General features: G+C 63.9%; 15 protein-coding genes. 5 read left to right on the forward strand and 10 right to left on the reverse strand.

Going from position 1 to position 12986, the window contains the following annotated elements; genetic code table 11:
* Nucleotides 1-33: 33 nt before the first annotated feature.
* Complete coding sequence (tmk, locus tag NKG59_RS17540) at nt 34-651, reverse strand: dTMP kinase (RefSeq protein WP_253539414.1); 618 nt, start codon at nt 649-651, stop codon at nt 34-36.
* Nucleotides 648-1646: an endolytic transglycosylase MltG gene (mltG, locus tag NKG59_RS17545; protein WP_253539416.1), complete on the reverse strand. Its 999-nt coding sequence runs from the start codon at nt 1644-1646 to the stop codon at nt 648-650. The genes tmk and mltG overlap by 4 nt, the downstream gene beginning before the upstream one ends.
* Before the next feature lie 133 nt (nt 1647-1779).
* Here mltG and ygfZ point away from each other — a divergent pair, with 133 nt between their 5' ends.
* From ygfZ to NKG59_RS17560, 3 genes are all read left to right on the forward strand, one after another.
* The gene (gene ygfZ, locus NKG59_RS17550; RefSeq protein WP_253539418.1) at nt 1780-2820 is read left to right on the forward strand and encodes a CAF17-like 4Fe-4S cluster assembly/insertion protein YgfZ; all 1041 of its coding nucleotides are present in this window, start codon (nt 1780-1782) and stop codon (nt 2818-2820) included.
* A gap of 14 nt (nt 2821-2834) precedes the next feature.
* On the forward strand, nt 2835-3125 hold the full coding sequence (locus NKG59_RS17555; protein WP_045206335.1) for a DUF4936 family protein: 291 nt from the start codon (nt 2835-2837) through the stop codon (nt 3123-3125).
* Between the two features lie 128 nt (nt 3126-3253).
* Nucleotides 3254-4069, forward strand: a complete 816-nt coding sequence (locus NKG59_RS17560; protein WP_092970337.1) for an NRDE family protein — start codon at nt 3254-3256, stop codon at nt 4067-4069.
* Between the two features lie 11 nt (nt 4070-4080).
* Here NKG59_RS17560 and NKG59_RS17565 read toward each other — a convergent pair whose 3' ends face one another.
* On the reverse strand, nt 4081-4989 hold the full coding sequence (locus NKG59_RS17565) for a sterol desaturase family protein (RefSeq protein WP_253539420.1): 909 nt from the start codon (nt 4987-4989) through the stop codon (nt 4081-4083).
* Nucleotides 4990-5089: 100 nt separating this feature from the next.
* On the opposite strand from NKG59_RS17565, the gene NKG59_RS17570 reads away from it, so the two are divergent.
* The gene (locus tag NKG59_RS17570; RefSeq protein WP_253539424.1) at nt 5090-5995 is read left to right on the forward strand and encodes a LysR family transcriptional regulator; all 906 of its coding nucleotides are present in this window, start codon (nt 5090-5092) and stop codon (nt 5993-5995) included.
* On the opposite strand, the gene NKG59_RS17575 is transcribed toward NKG59_RS17570, so the two are convergent.
* From NKG59_RS17575 to NKG59_RS17585, 3 genes are read right to left on the reverse strand one after another with little or no spacing between them, the layout of a single operon-like run.
* Nucleotides 5985-6437 carry a GNAT family N-acetyltransferase gene (locus NKG59_RS17575; protein WP_253539427.1) on the reverse strand — a complete coding sequence of 151 codons (453 nt, stop codon included), beginning with the start codon at nt 6435-6437 and terminating at the stop codon, nt 5985-5987. The genes NKG59_RS17570 and NKG59_RS17575 overlap by 11 nt on opposite strands.
* Before the next feature lie 9 nt (nt 6438-6446).
* Nucleotides 6447-6884 carry an acyl-CoA thioesterase gene (locus NKG59_RS17580; protein ID WP_024975656.1) on the reverse strand — a complete coding sequence of 146 codons (438 nt, stop codon included), beginning with the start codon at nt 6882-6884 and terminating at the stop codon, nt 6447-6449.
* A 22-nt stretch (nt 6885-6906) separates the two neighbouring features.
* A complete protein-coding gene (locus NKG59_RS17585) occupies nt 6907-7887 on the reverse strand; it encodes an alpha/beta hydrolase (protein ID WP_253539430.1) in 981 nt (326 codons plus the stop codon).
* 109 nt (nt 7888-7996) lie between these two features.
* Between NKG59_RS17585 and NKG59_RS17590 the strand changes: the two genes are divergently transcribed.
* A complete protein-coding gene (locus NKG59_RS17590) occupies nt 7997-9145 on the forward strand; it encodes an iron-containing alcohol dehydrogenase (protein WP_253539433.1) in 1149 nt (382 codons plus the stop codon).
* 13 nt (nt 9146-9158) lie between these two features.
* Here the strand turns inward: NKG59_RS17590 and NKG59_RS17595 are convergent, their stop codons facing one another.
* The 4 genes from NKG59_RS17595 to NKG59_RS17610 are packed head-to-tail and all read right to left on the reverse strand — an operon-like array spanning nt 9159 to nt 12913.
* On the reverse strand, nt 9159-10085 hold the full coding sequence (locus NKG59_RS17595; RefSeq protein WP_253539435.1) for an alpha/beta fold hydrolase: 927 nt from the start codon (nt 10083-10085) through the stop codon (nt 9159-9161).
* 36 nt (nt 10086-10121) lie between these two features.
* Nucleotides 10122-11024 carry an SDR family oxidoreductase gene (locus NKG59_RS17600; RefSeq protein ID WP_253539438.1) on the reverse strand — a complete coding sequence of 301 codons (903 nt, stop codon included), beginning with the start codon at nt 11022-11024 and terminating at the stop codon, nt 10122-10124.
* A gap of 56 nt (nt 11025-11080) precedes the next feature.
* Nucleotides 11081-12037 carry a glutathione S-transferase family protein gene (locus NKG59_RS17605; protein WP_253539442.1) on the reverse strand — a complete coding sequence of 319 codons (957 nt, stop codon included), beginning with the start codon at nt 12035-12037 and terminating at the stop codon, nt 11081-11083.
* Nucleotides 12038-12064: 27 nt separating this feature from the next.
* Nucleotides 12065-12913: a class II aldolase/adducin family protein gene (locus NKG59_RS17610; RefSeq protein WP_253539446.1), complete on the reverse strand. Its 849-nt coding sequence runs from the start codon at nt 12911-12913 to the stop codon at nt 12065-12067.
* Nucleotides 12914-12986 lie beyond the last annotated feature (73 nt).

Below are 12986 nucleotides of genomic sequence, written 5' to 3' on the forward strand. Positions count from 1 at the left end.
CCATTATTTCCGTATCCGAAATTGCCTGCAAAATCAGAGCGTTGCAAGCAGATTCTCTAAGTCTTTCTGGATATCGGTTCGCTCCCGGTTGGCATTGAGCACGACAAATCGATCCGGCTCGGCTGCCGCGCGGCGCAGGTATTCGGCACGCGTGCGCAGGAAGAACTGCGCGGACTCGGCTTCGAACTTGTCTGGCGTCCGGGCATCGGCCAAGCGCGCGGCGGCAATCTCGGGGGCAAGATCGAACAGGATGGTCTTGGTCGGCTGCAGGTCTTGCTGCACCCAGCGCTCCAACGCCTCCAGCCGGTCGATCGCCAAGCCCCTGCCCCCGCCCTGATAGGCGAATGTGGCATCGGTGAAACGGTCGGAAATGACCCAGTCGCCAGCGTCCAGCGCGGGCTGAATCACCTCGGCGATGTGCTCGCGACGGCCGGCGAACATCAGCAGTGCTTCAGTTTCCAGGTGCATGCGCTCATGCAGCAGCACTTCGCGCAGTCGCTCACCCAGCGGCGTGCCGCCCGGCTCACGGGTGACAACCAACTTTTTGCCCTGGGGAGCGAGCTTCGCCTGCAGCTGCTGGGCAAACCACGCGAGGTGCGTGCTCTTGCCCGCGCCGTCGATCCCTTCGAATGTGATGAACTTGCCGGTCATGGTTGGCCGCGCTGATATTTGTTGACGGCCCGGTTGTGGTCCGTCAGGTTGGTCGAAAACTGGCTGCTGCCGTCGCCGCGCGCCACGAAATACAGTGCATCCGACGGTGCCGGGTTCAGCGCCGCCTGCAGCGACGCCATGCCCGGCAGCGCGATCGGCGTGGGCGGCAGGCCGGTCCGCGTGTAGGTGTTGTACGGCGTGTCGGTCTGCAAGTCGCGCTTGCGCAAATTGCCGTCAAAGCTGGCACCAAGGCCATAGATGACTGTCGGATCGGTCTGCAGCAGCATGTTCTTTCGCAGCCGGTTGACGAACACGGCGGCAATCATCGAGCGCTCCAGCTTCTGGCCGGTCTCCTTCTCGATGATGGAAGCCATGGTCAGCGCTTCGTACGGCGTCTTGTAGGGCAGATCCAGCGAGCGTTTCGCCCAGGCGTCATTCAGGCGCTTCTGCATTGCCTGGTAGGCGTGGCGGTACAACTCCACATCGCTGCTGCCGCGCGCAAAAAGGTAGGTATCGGGAAAGAACAGGCCTTCCGGATTGGTTTCGGGCGCGCCAATCTTGCGCATCAGGTCTGCGTCGGACATGCCGGCCGTGTCGTGCTTGAGCGCAGGTTCTGCGTCAACCACTGCCCGCATCTGCCGCATCGACCAGCCCTCGATGACGGTAACGACGTAATGCGTCACCTCGCCACGCGCCATCTTGTCGAGAATGGACATGGGCGTTGCGCCGGTTTCCAGCGCATAACCGCCGGCTTTGAGGCTCTTGGCGTTGCCCGTGGCGCGCGCCAGCACCGAAAACAACTGCGGCTGCACGCCGACGCCGGCATTGGCTAGCTGCTTGCCGACCGAGATCACGCTCGAGTTCGGTTTGATCACCACCTCCAGCGGCGAGGCCGACAGGCTCACCGGTTGCTGGGCCCACCACACCACACCGCCTGCTGCTGCCAGCACAATCAGGATCGCCAGCAGGATCAAGCGTTTGAGAAAAGAGAACATTCTGTTGTGAATCTGCGTGCGGAGCCGGCTGACCCCGGCGATTTCCGCACTCTTGAAATGGATAGATAGGGCACAAGCTGCCCGTTAGACAGCCCAATATAATACCGGTCAATCTAAGGCGGCCCCGCACACCATGAACGATGTCTTCCACGATTTTGTCGATACGCTGAGCTTTCCCCCGCTCGACGTGCAATTTGACGCCGCCACGCGCGGCAGCGTGCTCTGCGCACCGACCGATCTTGCGCGCATCGCCGTCGAAGGCGCCGATGCGGCCGAGTTCCTGCATAACCAGCTCACCAACGCCGTTACAGGCCTTGGTTTGAACCAAGCGCGCCTGGCCGGCTATTGCTCGCCCAAGGGACGGCTGCTTGCCACGCTGCTGGTGTGGCGTCAGGCCGATACGATCGTGCTGCAGACAGACAAGGCGATCGCTCCGGCGTTGACCAAGCGCCTGTCGATGTTCGTGCTGCGCGCCAAGGCCAAGCTGCGCCCGATGGATGAGTTCATCGCCATCGGCGTCGCCGGGCCGGATGCGGCGGAAGCGCTGCGCGAGGCCGGTGCCGTGCTGCCTGAACCGGACGCCGTCAACGCGGTGGCGCAGCAGCCCGCCACGGTGGGCCAGCAGTTCGGCGCGGTTGTCCGCCTGCCGGATGCTGACGGACGCCCCCGCTATCAGTGGATGGTCCATGCCGAGCACTTCCAGGACGCCTGGAAGACGCTGTCGTCGCGCCTGTCGCTGGTGGGCACCGAAGTGTGGGATTGGCTGAGCCTGCAAGCAGGTGTGCCGCACATCACCCTGTCCACGCAAGAACAGTTCGTCCCGCAGATGGTCAACCTGGAGCTGCTGGGCGGCGTCGATTTCCGCAAGGGCTGCTACCCGGGGCAGGAAATCGTGGCGCGCAGCCAGTATCGCGGCACGCTCAAGCGGCGCATGCAGCGTGCGCACGTGAATGCCCCCACGTCGGCCGGCGCCGAGGTCTACAGCGCAACCGATCCGAACCAACCTTGTGGCATGGTGGTCAACGCAGCCATGGCGCCGGATGGCGGCACCGATCTGCTGGTCGAGCTGAAGCTGGACGCGCTCGACACCGTCATCCACCTGGCCACACCGGATGGGCCGGAGCTGACGTTGCAAAACCTGCCGTACGTCATTCCCGTTTCAGAAAACGCCTGACACCGGACTCCATCATGGCCGACCACCTGTTCGTCTACTTCCGCATCGCCGAGCATGACGCCGCCGCTGCGCTACCGCGGTGGCAACGTTGGCTCGATACCGTGGAAGAAGCGACGGGCGTGGCGGGCGCGTTGATGCGCCGTCCGGAAACACGCGACGGCCAGGCCACGTGGATGGAGTCCTACAACGATGTCCCGCCCGCATTTGCTGCCACGCTGGCGGCTCTGTGGGAAACCGGCGGCCCGCGTGAATTCGTCGCGGGTGAACGCCACGCAGAGCTGTTTGTCGATCTAGAAAACAGCTGACGGCGCCCTGCCGCAATCGTCATCGCAAAAATTCGGCAGGCTGCTATGCTTGGCCGAAGCCCGCGCAACACAGGTCGTCACATTGGCCCTTGGCCGTTCATTGCGCGGCATGTTCAAAGGAAGTGCTCATGTGTTTGATTCTCACGGCCTGGCACGCCCACCCCGACTACGCACTGGTGGTGGCCGCCAACCGGGACGAATTCTATGACCGCCCTGCCGCGCCGCTTGCGTGGTGGAGCGACGCGCCCAACGTGCTGGCCGGGCGTGACATGGCCCAGGTGGTCGGTCACGCGGGTACGTGGATGGGCATGACGCGCGACGGCCGCTTTGCCGCGCTGACGAATTACCGTGCGCCGTCCGAGCGCCGGCCCGATGCACGCTCGCGGGGGGAACTCGTCTCGAATTTCCTGACGGCGGACGATATGTCGGTGCCCGCCTATCTCGATAGCCTCACCGCTCGCGACCGTGCATACAACGGCTACAACCTGCTGACCGCTACACGCGACGAACTCTGGTGGACGAGCAACCGCGCCGAAGCACCGCGCAAGCTCGCGCCGGGCCTCTACGGGCTGTCCAACGCACTGCTCGATACGCCGTGGTTCAAGGTGCGGCATCGCATGGCTGCCTTTGCCGAGGCCCTGGCCGCAGATACGGGCCGGCACGGCAATGCGCTGGATGTGGCGCGCTATCTCGATCTGCTGTCGGAAACGCGTGAAGCGCCGACCGCCTCCCTACCCGCCACGGGCGTGGCGCCGGAGTGGGAGAAGCTGCTTTCTGCCGCTTTCATCCGCTCGCCGCGCTATGGCACGCGCGCCAGCACGATCGTGCGTATCCGTCACGACGGCTGCTTTGACGTGACCGAGCGCCGCTTCGACGCGGAAGGCCAGATCGGCGAGACGCGCTACCTCGGCGTGCTCGACACCGTCACGCACGCCGATACGTAAGCGCTGGCCGCTCAGGCTGCTTCCTGCTTGGCGTTCGCGGCCTGATCGTTTGCCATTTCCATTTCGGTGATGGCCGCGCCGCCCGGGCGCAACGCCGAATGTTCGCGCTTGGACTGCACCAGCGGGTAGAACATCTGCGCCGTCCAGGGTTCCGCGCCGAACAGCACGTCATCCTGCAAGCCAATCTTTGCGGGATATTTGCGCGTGATATGCGCCGTGCCAAACAGCACATCCCAGAAAAACAGCAGATTGCCGAAGTTGCCCTTGTAGTGACCGATGCCATCGGCGTTTGTGAGCGCGTGGTGCGCCCAGTGCGTGGCGGGCGTGGAAATCGTCCGCTCCATCACCCACATCAACGGGCGCAGCGCGCGGATGCGATACAGCGGCGCATCCCACGGCCAGGCGCAATGTGCGCCAACAATGACGGCCAGCTTGACGACCAGATACGCCGCATAGACGGGCCCAAAGCCCAGATACACGGCCACACCGCCGATCCACAGCCCCGGCATCATCAGGTAGTAGAAAAAGTTGTTGCGGTACGTAATGCGCACGCTCATGTACGACGCGCTGTGATGCGCGCGGTGCAACGGCCAAAGCAGCGGCGTGTGCGAAGCACGGTGCCAGAGGTATTGCGTGAGGTCGTCGCCGATGAGCAGCAGCCCAGTCATCGCCCACCAAGGCAGATCCACCCACGCGTTGTGCTGCGCCGGAATGAGCCACTTGCACAGGGCGTTGCTTCCCAAAAGCGCGATCGGCTGGGTGACGGCGACGAGGCTGATGAACATCAGCACCTCGAGCCAGGCATCGTTGGCGGTTGCGCGGCCGCGCACGTTGCCGTGGTAGCGCCGCGTCACGAGCTCCATGACGGCAAATCCAAGGATGCAGGCGACGATCAGCGCGTGCTCCATGTGTGAACTCATCGGTGTCTCCTCGCTTTTGTTGTGGAGACAAGCCTAGGAGTGCCCATCCAATGCGTCCAATGCATAATGAGCATCTATTTAATGCACAGAACGCAACGCTATGGATTTGCGCCGCCTGAGTCATGTCGTTGCCCTTGCCGACACGCTGCACTTCGCGCGTGCCGCGCAAGCGGTGCATCTGAGCCAGCCTGCATTCAGCCGGAGCATCCGCGCGGTTGAAGACGATCTCGGCATCCGCCTGTTCGATCGCGAAACCGGCGACGTGCGTCCCACACCGGCCGGCGAATTCGTCATCGAACGCGCGCGGCGCCTGCTGTTCGAGGCACGCTGCCTGCAACGCGACGTTGATCTGTATCGCGACAGCCAACTTGGCGACACGGCCTTCGGTGTCGGCCCGCTGCTGACGGCGACGCTCATGCCCCAGGCACTGCAGGAATTGCGTCAGCAGCATCCCCAAGTCGCACTGCGCATGGAGGTCGGCAATTGGGTGCAACTGCTGGAGAGCCTGCGCAGCGAGAACATCGAGTTCTTCGCCGCCGATGTGCGCGACATGCCGAAAGACGCCGCGCTCGATATCCAATTGATTGGCGGCCAGCCCCCTCACCTCTACGTGCGGGCCGGCCACCCCCTTGCAGCGCGCACGCACACGCTGCGTGAAGTCTGGGAATACGGCATTGCCGTACCGAAACTCCTGAGCCCTTCAAAGGTGGAGCTGGCGATGCTGCTTGGCCTGCCGGCAGGTCAGGAGGCCAGCATCGCGCTGGAGTGCGACAACTACGGCGTATTGAAGACGGTGGCGCTCACGACGGACACCGTGCTCGGCGCCACGGATGCAGCCGTGCGGGAGGAATTGGAAACCGGCGCGCTGATGCGGCTGGCGGTGAAGGGTTGGTTATCGCCGCCATCCACGACGGGGATTGTGCGGCTGCACGGCAGAACCGCGTCGCCGGCAGCGCAGGTGGCCATCGCAGCCATTGCGAGGGCCGCCCAGGATATCAACGTGTAAGCACGCGGCGCATGGTCCGGTGCGGAATGCCGGCCTCTTCAAACTCCTCGCCCTCGGCCGTAAAGCCCGCGCGCGTGTAAAACGGCATGGCGTGGGTCTGCGCGTTCAGGATCAGCTCGGGGTAACCCAGCGACTGCGCCTTGTCGATCAAGGCTTCCAGCACACGCGCGCCAACGCCCGTGCCGCGCGCCTCCTTGCGCACCGCCATCCGGCCGATATGGCCATCGGGCAGCAGGCGGCCCGTGGCGACAGCGCGCCCGGCCGTGTCGTGTGCCAGCGCGTGCCAGCACTGGTCATCCCACTCGTCCCATTCCAGTTCAACGGGCACGCCTTGTTCGGTGACAAACACGTCGTAGCGGATGGCGCGGGCTTCTTCGCGCACGGCGTCCCAGCGGTCGACTTCAACACCGGCAAGCGGGCGGACAGATTCAGGGGCAGTCATGCTCAATTCTCACACTTCAGGCTTCAGAACTTCAAAGTTAAGGATGCGTTCGCGCAGCGTATCGGGAATCGGCGCGGAGGTCTGCGTGGCAGGGTCTGCACACACGTAGATGACTTCGCCGGTGACGAGATGCTCGTCTGCGCGATACATCTCGATGATAAAGCGCATGCTGGAGCGGCCCAGACGCGCCACACGGCAGCGCAGGTCCAGCTCATCGTCAAAGCGCGCGGAGGCATGATATTCGAGCGTGGATTTGACCACGTAGAAATCCACGCCAAAGGTGTCGACCACATCCACCGGATACCGCACGCCGATGCTGCGCCAGTATTCGGTGATGCAGACATCGGCGTACAGCAGGTAGTGGCCGTTGAAGACGATGCTCTGCGCATCGACTTCGGCCCAGCGCACGCGCAGGGGCGTGCTGTGGCGGAAATCCTCGATCGCCATGCGGTCTCCTTTTGTGCTTTCGTCAGGGGGATTCGGTCTCGGTGCCGAAGGCGCGGCGTAGCGCGTTGGCGGCGTCGCGGTGCGCGTCTTCGACGGCCGGCACGAAGCGCCCGATCTTGAAGAAGTCGTGAATCATGCCTTCGTACAGTTTCAGCTCGACCGGCACCTCTGCCGCGCGCAGCTTGTTGGCGTAGCCGATGCCTGCGTCACGGATTGGGTCGAAGCCCGCCACGGCAATCCACGCGGGGCACACGCCGGTGACGTCTGCGCCGTGGCCACCGGCATCCAGCGGGGCAAAACGCCAGTCGTCGCGGTCAGCGTCGCTGCGCAGGTATTGGGAGAAGAACCAGTGGATCATCTCCTGCGTGAGCAGGTAGCCCTCGGCAAACTCGCGGTGCGACGGCGTGGATTCACGCGCGGTGGTGCCCGGATAGATCAGCAGTTGCAGCACCGGCGCCAGGCCGCGGTTGCGTGCCTCGATGGCAGTCACTGCGGCCAGCGTTCCGCCCGCGCTGTCGCCGCCGAAAGCGATGCGTGCCGGGTCGGCGCCGATGGTGGCGGCTTCATCGAACACCCATTGCAGCACGTCGAATGCGTCGTTCGCTGCGGTTGGAAATTTCCACTCCGGCCCAAGCCGGTAATCCACCGACAACACCATCGCGCCCGATTTGGCCGCCAGCGACCGGCAAAGCTGGTCGTGCGTCTTGATGCTGCCCACGGTAAAACCGCCGCCATGGAAATACACTAGCAGCGGCAATGGATCTGCCCAGCTGGCCTCGCGCGCCGCGTATGTGCGAATGGGAATGACATGGCCATCGCGCGCCGTTACCGTCAGGTCGTGCACGGCTTCCAGCGGGATGGGCGGGATATCGACAATAGGACTGCTCTTTTCGTAGGCGATCTTGGCGTCGGCGGGGTCAAGTGCATTCAGCGGCGGACGCTTGGCACGCGCAACCAGATCGAGTAACTGGGCGACGTGCGAGTCGAGAGACGGGTGCTGCATGAGGGCGGGAACTGAACGATCGTTCTAATTTGGCTATCATCGGAGTATCCATTGAACCACGCCCGCACGGCAAGACGGGCGACGCCGACAATCACCATCCGGAGACAGCATGGCCCTCATCTTCTACCTCACCCATGTTCACCTTGGTTTTGGCACCGTCAACGAACTGAAAAGCGAATGCGCACGCGTCGGCGTCCGCCGGCCGATGATCGTGACCGACAAAGGCGTGGCTGCCGCCGGACTGGCACAGCGCGCGATTGACGCCACGGGCGGCCTGCCCGTCACCGTGTTCGACGAGACGCCTTCCAACCCGACCGAGGCGATGGTGCTCAAGGCCACCGCGCAATACAAAGACGCCGGTTGCGACGGGCTGATCGCCATCGGCGGTGGTTCGTCGATCGATTTGGCCAAGGGGATTGCGATTGCGGCCACGCACCCGGAGCCGCTCACCACCTACGCGACCATCGAGGGCGGCAGCACGAAGATCACCGAAGCGGCGGCACCGCTGATTGCGATCCCCACCACGGCCGGCACCGGCAGCGAGGTGGCGCGCGGCGCGATCATCATCCTGGAAGACGGCCGCAAGCTTGGTTTCCACTCGTGGCACCTGCTGCCCAAGTCAGCCATCTGCGATGCCGAGCTGACGCTGGGTCTGCCGCCTGCGTTGACGGCCGCCACCGGCATGGATGCGATTGCGCATTGCATCGAAACCTTTCTCGCACCCGCGTTCAACCCGCCTGCGGACGGCATTGCGCTGGATGGCCTCGAGCGTGCGTGGGCCAACATCGAGCGCGCCACGCGCGATGGCGCTGACCGCGATGCGCGGCTGAACATGATGAGCGCATCAATGCAGGGTGCGATGGCGTTCCAAAAAGGCCTGGGGTGCGTGCACTCGTTGTCGCACCCGCTGGGCGGCGTCAAGGTCAATGGCAAAACGGGGCTGCACCACGGCACGCTCAACGCGGTGGTGCTGCCGGCGGTGCTGCGCTTCAACGAGACGGCCGAGACGGTGGTGCGAGACAACCGCTACGCGCGCATGCGCCGCGTGATGAATCTTCCGGCCGGCGCGGACCTCGCCCAGGCGGTGCATGACCTGACGGCGCGCCTCGGCCTGCCAACGGGCCTGCGCCAGATGGGCGTGCCGGAAGATGCGCTGGAACATGTGGTGGAAGGCGCCCTGCTCGACCACTGCCACAAGACCAACCCGCGCATCGCCACGGCGGACGACTACCGCCGCATGCTGGCGGAGTCGATGTAACTAACGCAGGCGCTCAGGAAACGAACGACCGGATCAGCGCGGTAATGCGCTCCGGTTGTTCGTGCACGACCCAGTGCGTGCCGTCGGGAATGCGCTCCAGGCGCATGTCGGGAATGAAGCGCTCCAGCCCATTGAGCAGGCTTTTCGGCAGCGCCATGTCCATCTCGCCCCAGATCACTAGCGTGGGCTCCTTCACGACAAACGCCTCGGGTGGCATCTGGTCAATGCGCAACGGCGCAACGCCCTCGGTAGGCGGATGCAACGGTGAAGCGCGGTAGTAGTTCACGCCACCGGTCAGGCCGTGGGAGCCGCCCTCGCCCGGCTGGCTCCAGGCAGCGTGATAGCGCGCTCGCACCTCGGGCGTGAACCATTCCGCCACCGGCTGCCCCATGCCGTGAAAGAAACCTTCGAGCTTTTCAAAGTCGTTGGCGGCCAGCGCATCTTCCGAACCCGGCTGGCGCAACCAGTTCATATACGCCGATGAAGCCTGCTGCGCCGGATCGCTCAGCAGCGCATTCGCAAACACCCACGGATGCGGCGAATTGACGATCACCAACCGCTCGACCACCTCCGGATGCTGGATGGCAAGGTTCCAGCAGATCGCCCCGCCCCAGTCGTGCGCCACCACGATGGCACGCTCGTAGCCCAGCGCCGTGATGAACTGCGTCAGATCCTGCACCAGGAACTTCGGACGATACGCATCCACCACCGCCGGCTTGCTCGACAGGTTGTAGCCGCGCATGTCGGGCGCAACGGCAAAGTGCGTGTCGCCAAATGCAGCAAGCTGCGCTTCCCACTCGTACCAGAACTCCGGAAAGCCGTGAACGAACAGCATCAGCGGCGCGCCACGTTTGCCGGCGCTGGCGTAATGCAGCCGCGTGCCGTTGGGCAGATCGGCGAATTGCGATTCCGTGATGGCGGCAGCCGTTGCAGTGTTCATGGCGATCTCGGAGTAGTGGCAGTCGTAGAGGTGGAATTACCCGCGCAGCGCATCGACCAGACGCGCACGCACGTCTGGCTTGCCTTCAAACGGATCAGACGGATTGCGCTGCGAGATGATGTCTTCAAAGCGATGTTGCACAGGCGCCAGCGCATGCGGGTGCGAGTAGATATAGAAGCCCGCGTTGCGGATCGCGTCGAAGGTCATCTGGCCGACCTGCTCGGCGGTGACCTTGCCGGAACTGACAGCCTTTTCCGACATGGCTCGTGAAACCAACTGCGACTTTGTGGGCGGTGCCGTGTTGGCCAGATCCTGCGGGCGGTTGCGATCAGACTGCGTAATGCCGGTCGGCACAAAGTACGGGCATAGCACCGAGCAATGGATCTGCTCGGTCACCAGGCTCAAGTCTTGATACAGCGATTCGGACAGCGCCACCACCGCGTGCTTGGACACGTTATAGATGCCCATGGCCGGCGCATTCAGCAGCCCCGCCATCGACGCCGTATTGACGATATGGCCCTCGTATGACGGATCTTTCTTGGCGGCCTCCAGCATCAGCGGCGTGAAGATGCGTACACCGTGGATGACGCCGTGCAGGTTCACGCCGAGCACCCAATCCCAGTCGCGCTCGGTGTTCTCCCAGATGAGGCCACCGGCGCCCACGCCGGCATTGTTGAACAGCAGATTCACTTTACCGAACGCCTTGATGGCCGCATCGGCCAGCGCCTGCACTTCTTCCACCTTCGACACGTCGACGCGCAGGCCAATCACGTCCACGCCCTGCGCCAAGAACTCGGCCACGGCGGCATCCAGCGCATCCTGCTGGATATCGGCCAGCACCAGCTTCATGCCCAACCCGGCACCGATCTTGGCGAACTCCTTGCCGAAACCCGACGCACCGCCCGTGATGACGGCCACACCGCCTGCGAATTGCTTCATACGTGTCTCACTGATGTCGTTGTAATAGGAAAGGCGATCGAGATGGCCAAGCCGTGTCAGCCTGCCGCCTCAACCTTGCGCACGGCATAACCGACGCGCGGAAAATGCACCACCACCTGGCCGACGCGCGGGTCTTCGCGCAGCACGCCGACACTGTCGCGTGTGGAGACCACGAGGTCCCCTTCGACAGGATCGACGCCGTAGTCAACCGCGGCCACCGTGACGCGCGTGCCTTTGGGCAGGCCGTGGCTGTCGTCGAAGGTGGCATTCGTTTCAGTCAACGCGCGTGGTGTGGCGGCCTTGGCAATGTCCAGTGCTTCGGCAGGCGTCATCGGTTGCGCTTGCGAGTGACCGAACGCCGCAACGCGATGCATCCATGCGACGACTTCCGGGTGCGCGTCAAGAATGCCGGCCACCGCCGTTGCACGGCGGATGAACCATAGGCAGTGGTAGACGGAAAAATCGGCCACGGTGGGCTGCTCGCCAAACAGGAAGATGCGTTCGCCTGTTGCAAACTGCCGCTCCAGTTGCGCGAGGAACACCTGCAGCGTGGAGGTGGCTTCCGGCAGCGGCGTGCGCAAGCCAGTGCCGCCCACGCGCATTGCCTTGCGGTCTTCCACGAAGGCTTTGACGAAGGCTTCCGGTGCATCACCGAACAAGCTCTGGAAGCCCGCCGGCTGCGTCACGAAAGTTGCGGTGGCCCAGAACAGCGTCGTATCGGCCCACTGCGCCATCGAAAACACCGCTGCGGCATGGTCTGCGGGATACAGCGTCGGTGCGGGATGAATCGACTCCAGCATCTGCGCGATCAGCGCGGTATCGCAATAGATGTCCGCGCCGATCTGCAGGAACGGCGTGCGCCGGTAGCCGCCGGTAAGCGGCATCACATCCGGCTTGGGCAGGATCACAGGCACCGTGACGGACTTCCACGGCTGGTCCTTGTAGCCAAGGATCAAGCGCACCTTCTCAGAAAACGGCGAGGTGGCGTAGTGATGCAGGATCAAGTCCGTCATGCGTGCTCCAGGGATTTGCAATGCCGATCAGTCGAGCAGATCGGGTTGTTCTTTAACGATGCGCGCGTACAGCGGCTGGAACTGGAACCACCCCGCCTGCGCCGACCCGACGATGGAATACGCCTGACGGGCAGCGGCATCGGAAATCGTGCGCGGTGCGTCGCCAGTGCGCGCAGCGGCGCCTTCGGCCAGCAACTGCACCTGGCAGGAGCGCTCCATCGTGATGAACCACCATGCTGCTTCGTCGACCGTCTTGCCGACCGTCAGCAGGCCGTGGTTCTGCAGGATGGCGGCCTTGTTGTCGCCGAGTGCTTCTGCAATGCGCTGGCCTTCGTCCAGCTCGACCACCACGCCGCCGAAATCGTCATACAGCGCGTGGTCTTCGTAGAACGCACACACGTCCTGCGTGAGCGGATCGAGCTTGCGGCCGAGCGTCGACCACGCGCGCCCATATGTGCTGTGCGAGTGCGCAGCGGCGACGGCATCCGGTCGTGCCTGATGCACGCGCGAGTGAATCGCAAACGCTGCGGCGTTGACCGGGTAATCGCCTTCAACCACGTTGCCATGGTGATCGCAGCGGATGAGGTTCGACACCGTTACCTGGCTGAAATGCACACCGAACGGGTTCACCCAGAAGCTGTCCTGGTGTTCCGGATCGCGCGCCGTGATGTGCCCGGCCACGCCTTCGTCGAAACCGAATTTCGAGAACAAGCGGAACGCTGCAGCCAGGCGCTGTTTGCGGTGCAGGCGCTCTTCGGCCACGGTGGCAAATTGCGGCGGACGCGGCAGGTTGCGATAGCGGGCAGCTGCCTCGGGGCTGAGGCTGGCGGCCATGCTGTCGGGCCGCTTGGCTTGCGTGGTTTCAGGTGCGTTCATGGTGTCTCCTTCACGCGTTTGTTGTGGGTGGGGCCATTCTGTGACGGCCCTCGCCCGGCGGACTGTCAAGCGA

The sequence above is a fragment of the Ralstonia chuxiongensis genome, from assembly GCF_024158925.1.
In the GTDB taxonomy this organism is placed as follows: domain Bacteria; phylum Pseudomonadota; class Gammaproteobacteria; order Burkholderiales; family Burkholderiaceae; genus Ralstonia; species Ralstonia chuxiongensis.